We start from the raw sequence: 19,436 nt of genomic DNA, 5'->3' as shown, positions 1-19,436 counted from the left end.
TTAATGATATATTAAAAAAGAGAAAACTAGAAATCCTTGAAAAATGTTTAAAATAATAAATTGAAAAAAATTAAAGAAAAAAATTAAAGAAAAAAATTAAAGAAAAAAATTAAAGAAAAAAATTAAAGAAAAAATTTAAAAGATTGAAAAAAAATTAAAGAATCAATTAAGAGTATCAAATGAAATAATCATTAGGAGTATCCAAATAATGAAAAATCAATTATTTTGGAATTAAAATACGACCTCTTACAGGAGGTTCAGTCATTGTAACGAATTTATAAACTTCCTTATTGATTTGATGCTGATAATAGATTATATCAATCATTTCATCAGTTACATCATTTACTTTAATGAATTTTCTAAGAATTGGGTCTTCAAAAGGATTTTCAATTTGTATTTCATCCCCTGGTTCATAATTATTTTCTAAATGATTGTCCAATATCTCTTGAGCAGAAATCATTTTATCCCTTATTTCTTCTCCTTGCAATTCACCTAATAGAAATTCCTGATCCAAATCAAAAGTATAATATTCATATTCATCATTAAACTTTAAATTGCTCCCGGTTTTCATAGTCATATTATCACTCAAATTAGTTCAATAGAATATTTATTTTCAATATTTAATATATTTTAGTATTTGATTAAATTAAAGTGAAAATTTAAATTAGCTAAAAATATTTAAAATCATAAAAAGGATAGCACAAGTAAAAATAGGTAAAAATAAGTAAAAATAGGTAAAAATAAGTAAAAATAAGTAAAAATAAGTAAAAATAAGTAAAAATAAGTAAAAATAAGTAAAAATAGGTAAAAATAGGTAAAAATATGTTAAAATAGGTAAAAATAAGTAAAAATAGGTTAAAATATAAAAAATATGTAAAAATACTAAAATAATAAAAAAATAGGATATAAAAAATATAAAAATAAAAAAATAAAAAATTTATTCTTTATTTAAAAAATGAATAAAATAATTAAAAATAATTATTTATTCATAAGCTTTTACAGAACTGGTAACTCTTGAAAAGTCTTCAAATAGGTTTTCCAATTCAGTATCTGATTCTGATTCAACTTTTGAAATGTTTAAAACCAATTCTTCAGAGAGTTTATCCAACCCTTGAATAATTGAATTCAATACAAGAACCTTATTTTTAAGTTCATCTTCAACTTTTGTGCTGTATTCAGTACTTAAGTCAAGGATCTTTCTACCAGCATCCAATTGGCTGTAAAAGGTTTCATGTGAATCATCCACAACTTGCTTAAATCTTGTATAAGTCAATTGAGGAGGAGCAAAACGTTTTTCGATTAATTCCATAGCATTTTTCTCTTTTGCTGGATAGATTTCAGCTAATTCATTGAATTTTTTCTCATAGAATTTAAATGCTGGAACGACTCCTTCCTGTACATTGACAGTGCCTTTTTCTTCCCTTTCTTTTTTAACTTCAACTTTTTGCTCTTTTTTCTCTTTGAATTTAGCATCCTGAGCAAATGAATCCCTTTTTGCATGCAATGGTTTTGGTTCTGTAGCAACCATGATTGATCTGATAATGGATATGAAATAGAACACAAATGCCACTTCAAATGCAACGAATCTTACAGGTTGGAAACCAATGCCTATCAATCCAATTATCCATGGAAGTTCATAGACAATTCCTTCAACAAATAAAGATTTCTTAGGAATGGATTTTCCCTTATACATCAATCCAGCACCATTGAAGAATGGAATGAATGAAGCAAAAACCCATAAGGAAGAGATAAAGTCATTCACCTTATTTTCAAAGGATTTATCTGGAAGATTAGATTGATCCAATTGCTTTTGAAGAGTGAAATCAACCATAATACTGCGAATAATACAAACAATTGATGTTAAAAAGCCAAGTGTGAAAAATCCTGTTGCAAGTGCAATGTTAGGTATTGTAATCACACCGAGAATCAAAGGCAGTTCATACAATATGCCCTCTGCAAACCACTTGGAATTAGCGTATTTATTCCCAATATAAACAAATCCCAATCCATTGAATAATGGAAGGAATGAAACCAAAACCCATAAAGAGCTTGTAATTTTTTGTAAAATAGTTCGAGCCATAACACCCACCTTCTTACTATTTTAATCAAAATTTCTTAAATTTCTATAACTATAATATTTTAATGTATTTGTTAGGATATTATTATTTCCTAAAGTTACTTTAATATTTGTAGCATATAAGGTTTTGTATTTATTTTTTAAAAATGTATACTTTTTTATGAAAAAAGGGATTTTCTTATTAATAAACCATCGATTTTTGATGAAAAGTTATTACTTTTTTAATGATGATTCCAAAATTAAAAAATGTATACAATTTAATAGAGATAAAATTAATTATTTAAAGAACAAATAATAAAATAATTATTGAATTTTTTAAAAATTTAAATAAAATATATGTCAAAATTCAAAATTATTTTTAAAAAAAGCAGTGAAAGAGGCAATTATGAGCATTAGTCTAAATAATAAGTTTAATATGTTTTTATCCATATGATTATAATCGATTTGATTCTGATTACATTAACATTGATTTCCAATGTTCCTCAAGACATTTACTATGGAATCGTTGCCTTTGACACCGTTTTATGTATAATACTGTTTTTTGAATTCTTTACAAGACTAATGAGTTCTGATAACAAGAAACTATTCTTTTTAAAGAATTGGACTGAACTGATTGCTGCAATACCATTTGATTTGCTTATACTGCCATTTGTAATTAATTACGCACGTTTCATCAGACTTCTTAAAGTATTGAAGTTCATTAAGGTAATTGCTCTCTTTTCACAATTCTTTGAAACCATTGACTTTTTCCTGAAAAAGACACATTTAGATGAAATCTTAGGTGTAGCTCTCCTTGTTGTGCTTGCTTCTACACTTGGATTATATCTTTTTGATCCAAGCATAAACAACTTATTTGACAGCTTATGGTTTGTTCTCTCAACAATTACAACAGTAGGATATGGTGACATTTTGCCTCAATCCGGTGTTGGAAGGATTATCGGATTAATCATCCTAATCATTGGCGTATTGATATTCAGTACAGTTACAGGGGCAATGGCAACTTATTTTGCAAGAAGAGCATTTGTAAATGATGATTTCAATATCACTGAAAACGATGAGAACATTGAACTATTAAAGGATGACTTAAGCTCCAATAAGAAAAACCTTAATGAAGTACATGAAAAAGTGGATAAAATAGACAATGATGTAGAGTCTCTTAAAAAAGAATTGAATGAAATAAAAGAAGAATTGAAAGAGTCTAAAGAATTGAATAAGGAATTGAAAGAGGAAATTAGAACTTTAAATGAGAATTTGAATAAATAGCTGTTTTTAAAAAAAAAGTCTAATGAATCAAATAACTTAAAATAATAATTATAAAAAAAGTTAAGGAATTAATTAATTTCAATTTATTTAATTCCTTTTTATATTTTGTTGATTAAATTACTTATAATCCTTTAAATAACTTATCGAACATTTAAATTAGAATAAATTATTTATCATCTTTTAAATAACTTATCAATCAATTAAATAAGAATAATTATTTAAAATCATTTAAATTAGAATAAATTATTTAAAATCATTTAAATTAGAATAAATTATTTATAATCCTTTACAGAATTTATTAAACTATCCATATTAGAGAACAATTCATTTAAATCCTCTTTAGATTGTTCATCAGAACCATCATGGATAATAAACTCTTCAATAAGATTATTCATTTCCTTAATAATCCCTTCCAATGTACTGATTTTATCTTTAACACTTTCATCTAACCTTTCACTATATTCAGGGGCTAAATGAATTATGATTAAAGCTGAATTTGCTTGATGGTCAAATAGCTTACGGCAATTTTTTATAACTGATATAAACATATCATAGGTCAATTCTTCAGGATTAAACCTTTTATTGATTAAGCCAATGAGATTATCTTCCTTTTGATCAAATTCTTTCTTCAAATCATTTATTTGAGTATTGTAAGACTGGAATTCAGGTATTATTTCAGCACCAGCATTATCAACAATAGATTCTTCAATTTTAGGGCTTTCAATAGGCTTTGGAATTTCGGTAATAGTATTCAATGTAGAATAGCTGTCAGTTACCATTTTTCATCTTCAAAGTAGATTTTAAATGATAGTACAATGCCTAATATCAATCCTATCATGCCTAAAGATACAAAGAATGTTGTGTTGCCACCTAATCCTATTACAAGGAATACTAATGCCCATAGGAATTCAAAGAACATCCCTATGAAAAACCAATTTTGAACCTTTCTCTTATATCCCATATAGATTATTCCCAAACCGCTTAAATATGGAATGAATGATAATATAATCCATAAAGAATTGACGGATTTTTCAACATCAACTCTGCTTTCGTCATCATCATCAATCAAAACATCCTTATTTTGGGAATAAACAATAAATGATCTTAAAATGGACACTACCTGCATTAATAATCCAAGTCCTGCAAACATTGTAGCAGAATCATGATCTAAAACTAAGAACATTAAAAACCAAGGAGCCTCATAGATTAAACCTTCCTTAATCCAACTGTTATTGAATTCCTTTGCTCCGATATAGGCAAAGCCTAATCCATTTATACATGGAATAAATGAAACCAAAATCCATAAGGACTTTACTATTTTACTGAATATTGAATTTGCCATATAAATTCCCCCATGTTTTTTTTTAAAATAAAAAAGTCTAAATAATAATTTGTATTTCAATCTATAAAATTTTTTATGATTTTATTCTCATTGATTATCAAAAAATTCATATTTTATGATTTTCACCACTTCTTAAAAAAAAAAACATCTATAATCAATTATTTCCCACACCAAAAAAAAAAAAACATTTATATTCTAATGATTTCTCCATTCATTAAAATAAAGAGTTAAAATCTTATGATTTTTTCTAACTCTATAAATCAAAAAGATTTATATAAAATAAAAATCATTATAAGTTAAGAATAATCAAAATAATATTAAATAAAATCAAATAAGTTAAGAATGATATATAATTAATAAAAATCATAAAATATCAAGGTAAAATCATGTCAACTAAAGTAAACTCACCAGATGAACTTCCTCAAAAGCCAGGAATTTACATAATGAAGGATAAGAATGAGGAAATCATCTATGTAGGAAAATCCAAATCTCTTAGAAACAGAGTGAGGTCCTATTTTCAAAAAAACCTTGATAGGCCTAAGACTCAGGTATTGATGAGTCATTTCAACAGCCTCGAATACATTGTAACCAATACTGAAAAAGAGGCTCTTATTCTTGAAGCTAACCTAATCAAAAAGCATAAGCCAAGGTATAACATCAACCTAAAGGATGACAAGAGATACCCTTATGTTAAAATAACTGAAGAGGATTATCCTAAGATAGTCATTACAAGGGATATAGGTAAAAACGGTACATACTATGGCCCATTTACAGATGTGACTGCAGTGCGCCAAATCGTTAAGTTCCTAAAGCAGCTATTCAGGATAAGAACCTGCAAGAGAATGGATGGACCATGCCTAAACAGTCAGATTGACATTTGCTATGCTCCTTGCAGTGATAATATCTCCAAGGAAGAGTATCAGGAACACATCAAAAAAATAGACCTTTTCTTCCAAGGAAAATACAATAAAATCATAAGGGACTTGGAAGTTGAAATGAAAGATGCCGCTTCAAAACAGGAATTTGAAAAGGCAGCAGTCATTAGAGACCAGATCAATTCCATTGATGAAGTTATGAAAAAGCAGTTTGTTGAGCTTAACAATGAGCTTGACCAAGACATAATTGCAATAGTATACACCACTCAAAATGCTGTTGTAGTGGTTATGAACATTAGAAACGGAAAGATTATTGGAAAGGATGACTTCCTGATGGATGGTTCACAGCATACAACTTCTGATGAAGTCATTTCTGCATTCATAAAGCAATTCTATGGAATCAATAGACATATCCCAAAAGAGATATTGATTGAAGAGGAGATTCCGGATGCTAAACTAATTGAGGAATGGTTAGGAGATTTAAGAGGAAACAAGGTATCAATCAAAGTTCCTCAAAAGGGAAACAAGCTAAGGCTTGTTAGAATGGCTGGAAAAAATGCAGACATCATCAAAAATCAAAAACAAAAGATGGAAAACTCAATGATTGAACTTAAAAAGTACCTTAAGCTTGAAAAGCTGCCAAGAGTCATTGAAGGATACGACATTTCAAACATTTCAGGAAAACTGGCAGTTGGATCAAAGGTTTCATTCTTGGATGGAAAGCCTAACAAGAAGCAATACAAGAAGTTTAGGATGAACACTCCAGGACCTAACGACTTTGCAATGATGAAGGAACTATTAGAGAGACGTCTCAAGCCTCTTAAGGAACATTATGACAAGATAAGGATTAATGATGAGCATATAAAAAACAATGAGGCTGCAAATGAAATAGTCGAGCCATTAAAATTAGGTGAAGAGCCTAATCTTATCGTTATCGATGGTGGAAAAGGACAATTAGGTATGGCTGTAGATGTTTTGAAAGAGTATAAGCTTACACATATACCTATTATCGGACTTGCTAAGGAATTTGAGGAAATCTATATTCCAAACAGCAGTTTCCCAATAAGGATTCCTCAAAACAATGAGGCACTTCATCTCCTACAGCAAGTCAGAGACGAATCCCACAGGTTTGCTGTTACATATCATAGAAAATTAAGGTCTAAAAAAATTGAAGAATCTCCATTGGATAGCATTGAAGGTATAGGTCAAAAGAGAAAAATAGAGCTTTTAAAACACTTTGGAGATATAGAATCAATTAAAAAGGCAAGTGTCGATGAGATCAGGGAAGTTAAGGGAATGAACGAAAAGGTATCTACCAATGTTTATAATTACTTCCATAATGGGGATAATGAATAGAAACGTTATTTTCTATTTATTACTCTTTTTTTAAAATAAATTAAAATTAGAATATTTTTTTGTTTGATTTTTTTAACCAGTGCAATAATTTAAACTCATTTTCAATTTATTTAACTTTTTTAGCTATTTAACATTGTTTAAATAATCAAAAAAGAGATTAGCTAAGTTCTTATTAGTGAACATAACTTTATAAGCCACTTCATCACAGATAATATCAACTTTCTTTCCATCAATCCTGCAATCGATTATATCCTCCAAATTGATGATAATATCTGCTTTTTCCTTAAAAATCAACTCTTTTTTAGTAAGAAAGGCATATGTGCGAAGCCTTTTTGATTCATCATTTATTTGAAGAAGGCATTTTAAATCCATGTTTAAAAACCAATCGGAATTCAGGAACTCATTTACAAGTTTAGGGATTGTATTGAAATGATTGATTCCCTTTTTGTCCATAAACATATTCAGAAGGAATCTGTCTACATTATTTTCCTTAATAATGATTTCTGCTTCATTATGGGCTTTTAAAACTTCTTCACTAGGTTTCTTAACCATCAAATCATTGTTTTTTCTTCTTAGTCTGCTAAACATTAGTTTAACCTTCTTCAGCATGATAAAAATAGCAATTATTCTTTTTTTAAAAAATAGTTAAAATAATAACTGAAAATTAAAATTAAAAAAATAAATAAAAAAAATGAAAGATTAATAAATTTTAATTAATTTTCATTTAATGATTGTGACTTGGATCAGTACAGTTAGGATCATCACATGTTTCCACATCAAATAGCTCTAAAATAGATTTAATAGGAATCTCTACAGCATTTTCATGGAATGGATTAATGACAACTGCATCAAAATCATCATCAATGATTTCATGGAGGAAACTAGCCAGGTCTTCAGAAGAAATAACTAAACCGTATACATCAAAGTCCTCTTCATCATTTAGTTTTTCAATTTCATCATCATCTGTATAAATAGGGAATAGGATGCCCCCATCTTCGTCCTCAAGTTTCATGATTTCAAGGTCAATCTCTTCATCTAAAGCTATTTCCTCATCGGTTTTTCCTTCAAGAGCTTCAGCATCTGAATTTAATTCAGCAGGAATAATGAAAGTAGCTTCCATAAAAGCATCTACAAATGCTTCTAATTGTTCTTCATTCATTTCTTCAGGTTTAGTTTTCATGATTTCTTTTAATTCTGGATTTTCAATTCTTTCATCCATACATAATTCTCCTTAGAATAATTTTTTGAATTATTTAATAGTATATAATTTCTCATATAAATACAATACAATGATTAATTCAATATATTTTAGATTCAAATTAACTATAATTTTATTAATCCATTTAAATATAATATATAGCATGATACCAAAAACTCATCCACGTTATGAATCATTATTATTGAGAGACAAAGTAAAGAACGCATTTAAGGAAGGATACTTGGCAGATTCCGGCATGATTGCCCATGGAAGAGGAGAAACCTTTGACTATTTGATTGGAGAGAAAACTACAGAAACTGCCAAAAAAGCATGTGAAGCTGCTGTTGCAACAATATTGCTTGCTGAAAATCCAGTATTGTCAGTTAATGGAAATACAACAGCACTTGCAATTGATGAAATAATCGAACTTGCAAAGGCAACAGATTCCAAAATTGAAATAAACCTTTTCTATAGGACTCCAGAAAGAGTGGAAATCATTACAAGAATGTTTAAGGAAAGAGGTTGGGATGACATTTTAGGTACAAATGATGAAGAATTAGCCTATATTGACAACCTCAATAGCCCAAGAGCCACAGCAAGTAAGGAAGGAAGTTATATTGCAGATGTTATGCTTGTTCCTCTTGAAGACGGAGATAGAGCAGAAGTTTTAGTTCAAAACGGCAAGAAGATCATAGCAATTGACTTGAATCCAGTATCAAGAACAGCTAAAATGTCTACCATAACCATTGTAGACAATATTGTAAGAGCTGTGCCATTGATGACTAAAATAGCTAAGGAATTCAAAGAGTCTGGAAAAGCAGATGATAGGGAATTTTTAGAAAATATAGTTAATAATTTCTCTAATGAACAAAATCTTAAAGATTCTTTAGCAGCGATTAAATTAAAATAATAAATTATTTTTATTTAATTTAATTTTTTTAATTATTCTTATTTTATGGGTTTAAAAGATATATTTAATAATAATTAAAAATATAAATATTATTTTAATCTTAAAAAATTTAATAAATCAAAAAAAAACTAACAAAATATATTTTAAATGGGATTATAATGAAAGTAATAGGAGTGACAGGATTACAAGGTTCTGGAAAAAGCATATTTTTCGATACTGCGAAGGAAAAAGGTGCATTAGTAGTTAGCATGGGCGATATAATTAGAGAAAAAGCTGCAGAAAGAGGAGAAGATACAGGCACTACTGCTAGAACCTTAAGAGAAGAATTTGGACAATATATTGTAGCTGAATTAACAGTTCAAAAAATAAAGGAACTTTTAGAAAAGGAAGGAGATATAAAAACCATTTTAGTAGATGGAATAAGAAGTCCATATGAAATTGAATTGTTTAAGGAAAGCTTTGAAAATTTCATCTCTGTTTCAATTTATGCTAGCCCTCAAACCAGATTTGAAAGAATTTCCTTAAGGGGAAGAGAAGACGATACAACTGATTTTGATGAATTCATGGTTAGAGAGAATAGGGAATTAGGTTTTGGAATAGGAAATGTAGTTTCAACTACAGATTACCTAATTGAAAATGAATGTTCTCTTGAAGAGTTCAAGCAAAAAGTTGCTGAATTTGTAGAAAAAGAAATGGATTAATCCATTTTTATTACTTTTTTTATTTTTATTTCTATTTTTTTTATTCTATTTACATAAATTCGATTTTTAAGAACTTAAAACTTATTTTAAATATGATATTAATTTAATATTTGCAATTTTAAACCATCAAAAGCCGAATAATAAATTTTGGTTTTTATTTTTATTTTTAATTAAAAAAAAGAGTTAAATAATTATTTTTACTTCTTAGGCTCATTTAATAATTTTTCATCCAATTCATCTAAAATAACTTCAATTCTGCCAAAGATCTCTTCAGGTGAATCGTTGGCAGGAATGACATGCCAATTATACAAAACAGGTTCTGCTTTAGCTCTTACCTTAACGAAATCTTCGTAATTTTCAAATACCTCTTCCTTATCATTTCTTTTTTCTACACGTTCCATCAATATTTCAGGAGAAACATCCAAATAGAAGAAATATTCAGAAACAGGAAGTGCAAAGCATACAAGCTTATAAACTGGAACAGAAATAGACTTTTTCAAATAGGAAACAGCTAATGTATACCTTACAAAAATAACTGTATCTGCCTTTCCATAATATTTTATAACAGATCTGATTGCATCTGCACCATAGCATAAGGTTGCAATAATCTTATTCAATTTTGACTTCTTGCTTTGCAATGCAGATTTTGACTTGCGTCCAAAAAAGTTGTCTGATGTAGGATGTGAACGAATAATGACGGTTCCTTCCTTTTCATATTTTTCCTTGATAAGTCTAGCTTGTGTATCTTTACCAGAACCATCAAGTCCATCTATAGCAATAAACCTCTTCATTGTAACATCTCTCAGACAATTAAAATAAATAAAATTGTAATTGATTAAAATACATTGAATATTTATAAATATTAAAATAATTAATCATAAAGTTAATTAAATTGATTATGTTTCCAATCCATATTTTCAATCAAAAATCATCCATAAATCGGAATAATAACCTAATTAACTATTTATTGATAATATATTATAAAGTTTTATAAATTTATATCATAAATAGATAAAATCAAGCTTAAAAAGACCAAATATACAATCATTTAAACAATTTATAAAAAATGGAAAAAATTAAATATTTAAGAAAAGTATAGAAAAAGAAAAAAATTTTAATCAAACTTTTTTCAAAAGTTATAACCTTTTTATTAAACTTTCTAAAATGTGAAAAAGGTTTTGATCAAACTTTTTCAAAAAGTTTGAGAGAATATTCTAAAAGTTTAAATTTTAATGTTGACCGTTAAAAATACTGAATAAGGTATTAAACAGTCCATCTAATGAAAATCCTAAATCGGACCCGTTGCTGATGTTTGAAACTGAACTGTCTACAAAGTCGCTGATTTGATCTTTGTAAGCATTTGCATCATCTTGAGCCATTTGGATTTGTTGTATTGTTTCTGCAAGGTTTTCAATATCGCTATCTGAAATATTGATATTGTAATTTGTGCTGTAATCATTGATAATGTTTACAATCTGTGCATGATCTGTAATTTTTTCATCATTAACCTTTTCCTTAACATCGTCTACTAAATTAGACAAGTCATCAGCACTGACATTGGAATTGTTTAGGATTTCAGCTTCAGTGGAGATTTCCTGATTTGCAGCTTCCTTAACGTTTTCTGGAATTTCTACATCAGTTGCCAATTCATAACAATCCATAATTCCTGCAAGGGCAGATTCCCCTGTAGCGCTAACTGGGCTTGTTACATAGACATGTCCTCCTTGAATACCTGCAGTCTTAAGAGCAGACATATACATTTTAGGAGTGATTGTAGTGATTGAATTATCCACATCTACAGTAATTTCACCGTTTTGATTCAAATCCAGCAAAGCACATGAAACAATTTGATTAGAATTATATGATTTGCCTGAAAATCCACTGGAAATTGCATTTACATCTCCAGCAGTGATCACTTTTGATTCTACATCATTTAAGTTTACATCAATTTTACCAGCAAAGAAATCATCAACAAGTGATTTGTATTGCTGATTTGCATATGTAGTTTCACCATAGGTAATTACTACTTGGTCTGAAGTTCCAGCAAAAGTTGGAAGAACAGACATTGTTATGAACAATGTTTACTAAGCCTATAGCTAGAATTCTTTTGTGCATATTATCACCTCATATAAATTCCTAAATTTTATTTTGTCAAACTAGTATATAAATGTAATGTATTTTTTACATAATCGAAAGTTTTATAAGCATTTGACTGTTTTTTGTCAAAAAATAAGGAAAATAGGTTATGATAATAGTGCATATTTTTTAAAGAAATAGTTTTAAAAAAGCTTTTTTAAATAAAATAAGGACAATTGTCAATCTTTTATAAAAACAATAAGTTTTTATTAAAAAGATACATAAATATTATCTAAATCAATGCAAAATGTGAAAGAAATGAAATCATCCATTAGAAAAAAAGATTACTTGAAGATTTATAACATGACCAATAATGCCTCTCCTTTAGGTGAGTTTAACTGTGGAGAACTTTGTGATTCCATTTGCTGTACAGTTGAAAGCCAAAACAAAGAGGACATATATTCAGAAATGGTATTATATCTGCTTCCTGGAGAAGAAGAGATGCTGGAACATGAATCAGGTTGGTTTGAAATGTATTATGAAACCACTGATGAAATTGAATACCCTGACTCATGGGATGGTGAAGTATATTATATTAAATGCACCAATCCACCTTATTGCAATAGAAAATTAAGGCCAATCCAGTGTAGATCTTTCCCTGTTAGCCCACATTTGGATAAGGACAATAACCTGCATCTGATTTTTGATGTTGATGATGTAACTTACCAATGTCCTATCATTAGCGATAAGCTTGATTTGGATGAGGATTTTTTAAGAAAAATATATAAGATGTGGGAAAGTTAATTAAAGATAAATTAATCCTGGATTTAGTTAAAATGGATTCTGAAAAAAGGGAAAAGAATAAAATAGAATATAAGATAGTTTATTAATTATAATAAATGAATTGTTATTTTATTAAAAAAAAGAGAAAATAGAACTAAAATAATTGACATTTTTCTAAAATAAGAGAAATGGAACTAAAATAATTGACATTTTGCTAAAAAAAAGAGAAAATGGAATATGAAATATTATTTATATTCCTATTCACCACCTATAATTGTAATATGAAGCATCATCAAATGAATCGTCAAAAGAGTCATTATAAGCGTCTGATTCATAATAGGCATCATCATCAAAGTCATACTCACTGTTATGATATGGCTTATAGTCTCTCTGAGTTATTGAAGAGACAACATTAGATATCTTTACTCCTTTTACATGCAAATAAATCATATCGTCTTCAGATGCAAAAACAAAAGTCTTAACCTTATTTCTTTCATTATAAAATCCTGTAATGCCATTGATGGAAGTCTTATATAATTTTTCATCATTTAGATTAAATGAGCTGAATCCATCCATAACATTTTTATTGAAGCTGTTGGAATGTCTCTCCAAGATAATGTTTACAAATTTTTTGCCCTTTTGGAAATTCATGTAATTCAAATGATTAACTTCATCCCATCCTTCATTAACCTGTTTGAATGAACTTGGAACATTGAATCCATATCCCCTCATATAGTAAGTTTCAAATCCTTTTGGTGCATTGTCTGCAGCTGAAACTGAGTCTATAATCATCACTGTTGATAAAAGAATAGATGAAATGATAAAAATAGTTAAAATGCTTTTTCTAAAACCTTTTATTTGAATAATAACACCCCAATTGATTATCTATATAAATAAATGTCAATTGTAGAATATAAATCTTTGCAAATAATTTTGGCCAATATCCTCATTAAAACAGTTGTAATCATTGCAAAAATAAAAACAATAGAAAAATAATTAAAAAATGAAAAAATTATAGAAATAATAATAGAAAAATAATAGAAAAAGTAATAGAAAAATAAAAAAATATTAATTGATTGTGAAAGCAATCAGACTATTCCTTATCAACTAATTTTGCATTAATAACAGTATAAGTACCATTATCCAAGTGCCAATCTGTTTCAGCTTCTAAAATTTCAATTCTCCTTTTAAAAATAGGACCATCAATAACCAATGTTTCTGCTTCTCCACCTTCAAAAGCAAGATGCAGATAAGTTTTTTCACTTATCTTTTCAAGTTCTGACAATGCTTCCTTATCAATAAGCCTGCCTAGCCATGATTCATCAATCCCATAAGCAAACACTCCACTTATGATGACCTTGAATCCAGAGTCAATAACCAAATCCATATACTCCTTTGGATCCATATGCCAATATGGTGAAATGGCTTTCATATCCAGTTCATCAGTCAATTTCTCTATTCTTGACTTTTGATAAGTAGAAAACAATGCTCCAGTGTAAATGGCTTCAATTCCAAGACTTTTTAACTGCTTAAATCCTTCCTTCAAGTCTTCCAATTCCTCTTCCTTTACACCTGCTGTCTTAACTTCAATAAGAGAAATTTCCACAGCCTGTGATATAAGATCAGTCAAATGAATATTAGGAACATGAAACATATATGACTCATCGTTTTCAGATTTGATTGAGAGAAGATACTTTACATCATCCCCATTGTTTATGGCATAATTCAAAGCCATTACACTATCTTTTCCACCTGAAAATAAAACTGCAGATTTCATTTTTTTCACCATTGAATAATAAGAACATTTTGATTTCTATAAACTATAAAATTAAATAAAATTAAATTAAATAAATCACATTTTTACTGTTAAATCATATATTAAATAACTCACAGCATAATTAAATATCTAATGAATCGTTAGAACCATAACTTAAATAAATAAGACATAACCAAATCTTCTATGAACTATTAGAATCATAACTTAAATAAATAAGACATAACCAAATCTTCTATGAACTATTAGAATCATAACTTAAATAATTATAGATTGAATCATCATTACTAGAGCGATTATCATTAAGCTCTTCCATAATTGAAGACATGACATAATTGCCTGAACTATCCATAAATGAAGTTAATCCATTGTCTGAAGTAGGCTCTGTTTGAGTTGCATTGCCTATGAATCCAATAAGAAATAGAAGTATAAAAAGTATTGCAAATGCTAAAAAGCATTTGTTAAAGGATAAATTTGAAAGAAATCCATCAGAACCATTATTTGCATTATTTCGGCTATTGGAATATGAAGTCCTATTAGTTGAACTGGAATTGTTTTGATTATTTACATTAGAATAAGCTTGGGAATTAGGCCTATTTGCTTTAGAAACAGAAGAATTATTTTGACTGGAATTATCGAAAGCGTTAGGCTTGGAAACAGTAGACCCCTCATTAGAATCAATAGGCACAATGATTGAATCTGCATTCCTATTATCTATTTGAGAAAAGTCAAAACCGCAGTTTGAACAAAAATGAGTATTGTCATCACGTTGTTTAGTACCACATTCCGGACAGAATTTAGTCATTTAATCCCCTTTAATAATTTTTATCAATTATCAATAAATGAAAGTTAAAAAAAAATAAAAAAAAGTTAATTAACGTCTTCGAGACCGTCTATTAACACTTTTTTTCTTAAATCTTCTGGCGAATTTTGTTAAAGGTTCAACAAAAACACCTGCAATTGTAACAGCTACACCAATAATACCCGTGATAATCATAATTATATAATCAGGAAGCAAATTATCCTTCAAATAATGGATAGTGTTTTGAACAGGTCCTTCAATTGATATTATTGTAAAGCCTTCCTCTTTTAAATAATCCCTAACATCAACAAGGTCATTTGGATTTACAGAAACTTTAATATGAACAAATGCAAATTCAGAGCCTATTCCTGCTTCATTAGATAGCCATGTAACAAGTGAACCTAATGTTGTTGTTGAACTTGCATCATTTTTCAAGTCTACAGAAATTGAATTGTTAGTGATCTTATAAGACTCGATTTCTGAATCAGACTTTAAATGATACTCCACTGCATCCTTCGTACTGTTTTTAATGAATCCTGTTTTCAGCTCAAATCCATTGGTAGTGACAGAATGGACTCCTTTTAGATTTTTAATCTTATTTGTTATGTCAGTGATGTTAGAAGTTGATGGAATATTCAGATTAATTACTTCATCATCCATTGAAAACAGTCCCTGGAAATTTCCAACCACATAAGGACTTTCTTCATACATAGGGTAAATAAAGAAATATCCTCCAATAGCACCAAGAACAAATCCTATTACAACAATGGACACTATTTCCTTTCTACCTACATATGGAGATAAAAGCCCCATTGAGAAAGCAAATACCATTATTATAATGAAAAGGATTAAAAATATAATTCCAGTAATTAAATCCATATAATCAACTCTTTTCACAAAATTTCAATAAATCTATTTTTATTTAGTTTTTAATCTTTAAAATAAATTTATTTATTACTATAAATCAATAATAATCCCTAATTTATAAAAATAAATAAAATTATTAAATTTAATTAAGTTTTTAAACAATTTTAATTTAAAATTTGAAAAATTAAGAATTATTATCACTATAATTATATTTAAAATAATAATTTATAAATTTTATGAAATAAAACTAAAAAATCATAGCAGTGATTATTTTAATAAAATAACTTAAAGAAAAGGGAATGATAATTTTATAAAATTTACTTAAAGAAAAGGGAATGATAATTTTATAAAATTAACTTAAAGAAAAATGGAATGAATATTTAAATAAAATTAACTTTTAGAATAGGAATGATTATTATTTTAAAAAAAACTTTAGAGATGAAAAATTAATCCAAAACTCTTCTTATTTCAATATTATTTGAATCCTCATTCCACTCCACCATAATTTTATTAAAACCCTTTGTTAAGTGAATATTTTCATTTAAGCCTGCATAATCATATTCATCAATGATTTCCATAGAATCATCAGACAAATTTAGATTGATTGATGCAAATCCCTTTTTTTCCATCATTATATAATTTCATATTTGCATTTTGATTAAAATCCACCAAAACTATCTTTTTTGACCCTTTTCCAGAAGCATAACAGAAATCAATGGCTTCAGTAATCTTTGACATCTCATTTTTTGAATCAATAGAATCAATAATATCATTGGAATAATCTATTGTAGTCAATAATACTGGAACTGAAATAAGGCTGATTATTAAAATTATTATCATAGAGCTTAAGATATATTCAAGTGACAATTGGCCCTTATTATCTAAACAAGTTTTTTTCATACTAACCACCATATCTAATAAGTCTTTTTTATGATATATTCCTACTAATGATTAATTAAGATCATTTAATTTTTCATATGCTGATGATCTTTAAGATTCATTTAAGGAAAAAGCTTAAAAATATTTGAAATAACTGAAATGAAATCTCCAAAGACTAAAAAGCAGAAATATCCTAATGTTAAGAAAGGAACAAATGGGATTGCCCTTTTAACTTTAAAATTAGGATTCTTGATTAAACCTTCATAATAAAATTTATTTATTAATTCAATGTCATACTCAGTTAATCCCATTTTATTTGAAGAGGAAAAATAGAAAATTTCCTCATCTGAATAAGCATATAAATTGCAGATTAACACTTTTTCTTCTAAATCATCATCTTCCCCATAGTTTTCGTTAGTCTTCTTATTGATCATATTTATTCTGTCAAAAACTTTCTTGTCAGCAAAATAATATTTATCTAAAACCATTCCTTCACATAAATCATCAATAGATATGGATTGTGTAGTCAATTGATTAAACATTGATTTGAAATCAGCAATGGACAAAAGGGAATAGTATTTTAGCCTTTTAGTTATTAGAATATTGCAAATCAGCATTAATGCAATAATTATGAAAGCAATTAGAATTCCATTAAAAAGTATTGAAAAAACCTTAGGATAAAGGACATATTGGTTGATTATCGCTAAATTAAAGTCATTTAAGCAATTATTTAATGCAAAATAACTAATGTCATTGAAATAGTAAATATTCAATTCATTAAAGTCTAAAAAGGACAATCCCAATGACAATCCAATGAATAGCTTAAGGTCTCCTCCACCCCAGAATCCAATATGCCATAAAACAAATGCAATTATTGAAACTAAAGCAGTTAAGGCTATTGAAAAGATGAGAATGAATGAATTGTTAAACATAATGGCTAAAATCAAGTTAAAGATTAAACCATAGATAAATAGAGTTAAGCTTAATTTATTAGGGATTATTCCAGATTTTAAATCATAATATGAGGCAATTGATAAAAACAAGGATATTATTAATAAATTTACTACTAAATATGAGCCGATAAAACAATGCTTTTCGAGGACAAAAAAAGTATCTGGGTTAGTGCCATTTATGAACAAATCCAAAATAATCCTAATAAACGTGTAGTTATACAAGATGAAACCTCCAATAAGCAAATTCATTAATTAGAAACTTATAATCCTATTTAGGACCCTATTTTAAAAATTTAATATAGAATCGGGATCTTCTAATTAAATAGAATTATATTAATGGAGAATGTCTTAATAAAACCAGTTGAAATCATTCTATTAAGACAATTAAATATTAAAATTTTCTAATATTTAAATATAATGGTTTTTAAGACTAATGGAGCATTATATGATTGTTATATTAAAATTAGATAATAAAATTTAGTTATATTGAAAAATTAAGATTAAATAATTAGATTATAATGAAACTGTAAAATTTAAATAAAGAAAAAAATAAAATTCCATTAAAAATTCTAATGAAAATGTAAAATTTAATTAGATAAAAAAATTCAAATTCATTAAGATTTATAATAAAAAAAGAATATTTAGTCAAACTGTAAAATTTAATGAAATATAAAAAAAGTAAAGGGAAAAGAAGATAAAAAATAGAATTGAAATTAGATTGAAAAGCAATCATTTTACAAATGAATACCTTTGAGACAAGATTACAGTTGCATTATCAACAACTAATCCATTATTCTTAAAAATAGTTCCATAATTGCTGTTATTTCTTATGCTGATAAATTCATAATCCTTATCTCTTGATTCAATGATTATACGTTTTCCATCAACTTTCAGAATATTTTTTCTGTTTTTAGAATAATCGAAATCCTCATTCTTTATCATTCTCCCTTCAAAAAGGTCATCATCTGAAATTGCAACGACTTGGCCTTCTAAAATCAGGTCATTAATAATATTAAAGACCAATTCAAAATCCAACTCCAAATCAACTGCAATTTCATCCAGATAGCAATCATTATATTTTATAAAATAGCTAAGAACTTCCTTTTTAGCTTTAAAATAATTTATTTCCCTAAAGTTAGCTATTTTATAGGTTTTCAATTGCTCTCGAATCGCTTCTCTTAAAAAATCTGATATGCTTAAATAAGCGCCGCTTTCTATTAAATTGATTAATTGGTTATGTATATTTATTGGAACTTTTGTAGCTATTGTTTTTCCAATTTCTTTATTATTTTTATTTATTTCAGTCATATTACCCCTTTAATAATTTTTTTAATAAAATATGTTATTAAATAGTTTTTAATTCAATATAAAATGATTTGAAATGCGAAAAAAATAAAAATCTGAAAAACACAATTACACAAAATCACAATTGTGTAAAATCACACCAAATAAATATCTTAATAAATAGCTAAAATAAGAACAAATATCTTAAAATAGCAAAAAGAATGACAAATATTTTAAAAAATACTTAAATAAAGACAAATATCTCGGAAAATAGGAATAAAATTATAAAAATTATA

Annotated in this window: 21 protein-coding genes; 5 read left to right on the top strand and 16 right to left on the bottom strand. The window is 27.4% G+C overall.

From position 1 onward, the window contains the following. Positions 1 to 220: 220 nt before the first annotated feature. Together QZV12_RS05445 and QZV12_RS05440 are read right to left on the bottom strand one after the other, a co-directional pair. Entirely contained in the window at positions 221 to 577 is a 357-nt protein-coding gene (locus QZV12_RS05445; RefSeq protein WP_295618441.1) for a hypothetical protein, read from the bottom strand. A gap of 405 nt (positions 578 to 982) precedes the next feature. Beyond that, positions 983 to 2,080 (bottom strand): hypothetical protein, encoded by a 1,098-nt coding sequence (locus QZV12_RS05440; RefSeq protein ID WP_295618438.1) that lies wholly within the window; start codon positions 2,078 to 2,080, stop codon positions 983 to 985. Positions 2,081 to 2,506: 426 nt separating this feature from the next. On the opposite strand from QZV12_RS05440, the gene QZV12_RS05435 reads away from it, so the two are divergent. Continuing rightward, on the top strand, positions 2,507 to 3,340 hold the full coding sequence (locus QZV12_RS05435) for an ion channel (RefSeq protein WP_295618437.1): 834 nt from the start codon (positions 2,507 to 2,509) through the stop codon (positions 3,338 to 3,340). A 272-nt stretch (positions 3,341 to 3,612) separates the two neighbouring features. On the opposite strand, the gene QZV12_RS05430 is transcribed toward QZV12_RS05435, so the two are convergent. Further along, positions 3,613 to 4,119, bottom strand: coding sequence for a hypothetical protein (locus QZV12_RS05430; RefSeq protein WP_295618435.1), 507 nt, complete (start codon positions 4,117 to 4,119; stop codon positions 3,613 to 3,615). Next, the gene (locus tag QZV12_RS05425) at positions 4,113 to 4,682 is read right to left on the bottom strand and encodes a hypothetical protein (protein ID WP_295618432.1); all 570 of its coding nucleotides are present in this window, start codon (positions 4,680 to 4,682) and stop codon (positions 4,113 to 4,115) included. The genes QZV12_RS05430 and QZV12_RS05425 overlap by 7 nt, the downstream gene beginning before the upstream one ends. 386 nt (positions 4,683 to 5,068) lie before the next feature. Between QZV12_RS05425 and uvrC the strand changes: the two genes are divergently transcribed. Further along, positions 5,069 to 6,913 (top strand): excinuclease ABC subunit UvrC, encoded by a 1,845-nt coding sequence (uvrC, locus tag QZV12_RS05420; RefSeq protein ID WP_295618429.1) that lies wholly within the window; start codon positions 5,069 to 5,071, stop codon positions 6,911 to 6,913. A gap of 123 nt (positions 6,914 to 7,036) precedes the next feature. On the opposite strand, the gene QZV12_RS05415 is transcribed toward uvrC, so the two are convergent. Further along, positions 7,037 to 7,501 carry a hypothetical protein gene (locus tag QZV12_RS05415; RefSeq protein ID WP_295618426.1) on the bottom strand — a complete coding sequence of 155 codons (465 nt, stop codon included), beginning with the start codon at positions 7,499 to 7,501 and terminating at the stop codon, positions 7,037 to 7,039. Between the two features lie 136 nt (positions 7,502 to 7,637). Further along, the gene (locus tag QZV12_RS05410; RefSeq protein ID WP_295618423.1) at positions 7,638 to 8,132 is read right to left on the bottom strand and encodes an SseB family protein; all 495 of its coding nucleotides are present in this window, start codon (positions 8,130 to 8,132) and stop codon (positions 7,638 to 7,640) included. 142 nt (positions 8,133 to 8,274) lie between these two features. Here QZV12_RS05410 and QZV12_RS05405 point away from each other — a divergent pair, with 142 nt between their 5' ends. Together QZV12_RS05405 and QZV12_RS05400 are read left to right on the top strand one after the other, a co-directional pair. Further along, complete coding sequence (locus QZV12_RS05405) at positions 8,275 to 9,021, top strand: 4-phosphopantoate--beta-alanine ligase (protein ID WP_295618419.1); 747 nt, start codon at positions 8,275 to 8,277, stop codon at positions 9,019 to 9,021. A 158-nt stretch (positions 9,022 to 9,179) separates the two neighbouring features. Further along, a complete protein-coding gene (locus QZV12_RS05400) occupies positions 9,180 to 9,722 on the top strand; it encodes an AAA family ATPase (RefSeq protein WP_295618417.1) in 543 nt (180 codons plus the stop codon). A gap of 197 nt (positions 9,723 to 9,919) precedes the next feature. Here the strand turns inward: QZV12_RS05400 and QZV12_RS05395 are convergent, their stop codons facing one another. After that, a complete protein-coding gene (locus QZV12_RS05395; protein WP_295618414.1) occupies positions 9,920 to 10,513 on the bottom strand; it encodes a thymidylate kinase in 594 nt (197 codons plus the stop codon). A gap of 438 nt (positions 10,514 to 10,951) precedes the next feature. After that, entirely contained in the window at positions 10,952 to 11,788 is an 837-nt protein-coding gene (locus QZV12_RS05390) for a DUF1002 domain-containing protein (protein ID WP_295618412.1), read from the bottom strand. Positions 11,789 to 12,116: 328 nt separating this feature from the next. Here QZV12_RS05390 and QZV12_RS05385 point away from each other — a divergent pair, with 328 nt between their 5' ends. Beyond that, on the top strand, positions 12,117 to 12,602 hold the full coding sequence (locus tag QZV12_RS05385) for a hypothetical protein (RefSeq protein WP_295618410.1): 486 nt from the start codon (positions 12,117 to 12,119) through the stop codon (positions 12,600 to 12,602). Positions 12,603 to 12,842: 240 nt separating this feature from the next. Here the strand turns inward: QZV12_RS05385 and QZV12_RS05380 are convergent, their stop codons facing one another. The 8 genes from QZV12_RS05380 to QZV12_RS05345 form a co-directional block, all read right to left on the bottom strand. Next, positions 12,843 to 13,373, bottom strand: coding sequence for a hypothetical protein (locus QZV12_RS05380; RefSeq protein WP_295618407.1), 531 nt, complete (start codon positions 13,371 to 13,373; stop codon positions 12,843 to 12,845). A 301-nt stretch (positions 13,374 to 13,674) separates the two neighbouring features. After that, positions 13,675 to 14,358, bottom strand: coding sequence for a TIGR00289 family protein (locus QZV12_RS05375; protein ID WP_295618404.1), 684 nt, complete (start codon positions 14,356 to 14,358; stop codon positions 13,675 to 13,677). A gap of 232 nt (positions 14,359 to 14,590) precedes the next feature. Next, positions 14,591 to 15,160, bottom strand: a complete 570-nt coding sequence (locus QZV12_RS05370) for a zinc ribbon domain-containing protein (protein WP_295618401.1) — start codon at positions 15,158 to 15,160, stop codon at positions 14,591 to 14,593. Between the two features lie 69 nt (positions 15,161 to 15,229). Continuing rightward, a complete protein-coding gene (locus QZV12_RS05365) occupies positions 15,230 to 16,036 on the bottom strand; it encodes a hypothetical protein (protein WP_295618398.1) in 807 nt (268 codons plus the stop codon). A 434-nt stretch (positions 16,037 to 16,470) separates the two neighbouring features. After that, complete coding sequence (locus QZV12_RS05360) at positions 16,471 to 16,617, bottom strand: hypothetical protein (RefSeq protein ID WP_295618395.1); 147 nt, start codon at positions 16,615 to 16,617, stop codon at positions 16,471 to 16,473. Then, entirely contained in the window at positions 16,610 to 16,924 is a 315-nt protein-coding gene (locus tag QZV12_RS05355; protein WP_295618392.1) for a hypothetical protein, read from the bottom strand. The genes QZV12_RS05360 and QZV12_RS05355 overlap by 8 nt, the downstream gene beginning before the upstream one ends. 101 nt (positions 16,925 to 17,025) lie before the next feature. Beyond that, positions 17,026 to 18,105 (bottom strand): A24 family peptidase, encoded by a 1,080-nt coding sequence (locus QZV12_RS05350; RefSeq protein ID WP_295618389.1) that lies wholly within the window; start codon positions 18,103 to 18,105, stop codon positions 17,026 to 17,028. 480 nt (positions 18,106 to 18,585) lie between these two features. Further along, the gene (locus QZV12_RS05345) at positions 18,586 to 19,164 is read right to left on the bottom strand and encodes a ribbon-helix-helix domain-containing protein (RefSeq protein WP_295618387.1); all 579 of its coding nucleotides are present in this window, start codon (positions 19,162 to 19,164) and stop codon (positions 18,586 to 18,588) included. Between the last annotated feature and the right edge of the window lie 272 nt (positions 19,165 to 19,436).

Origin of the sequence: uncultured Methanobrevibacter sp. (assembly GCF_902769175.1) — an archaeon.
Taxonomy (GTDB): domain Archaea; phylum Methanobacteriota; class Methanobacteria; order Methanobacteriales; family Methanobacteriaceae; genus Methanobrevibacter.
Note: the sequence above shows the minus strand (reverse complement) of the source record. Positions and strands in the feature narration are given on the sequence as shown.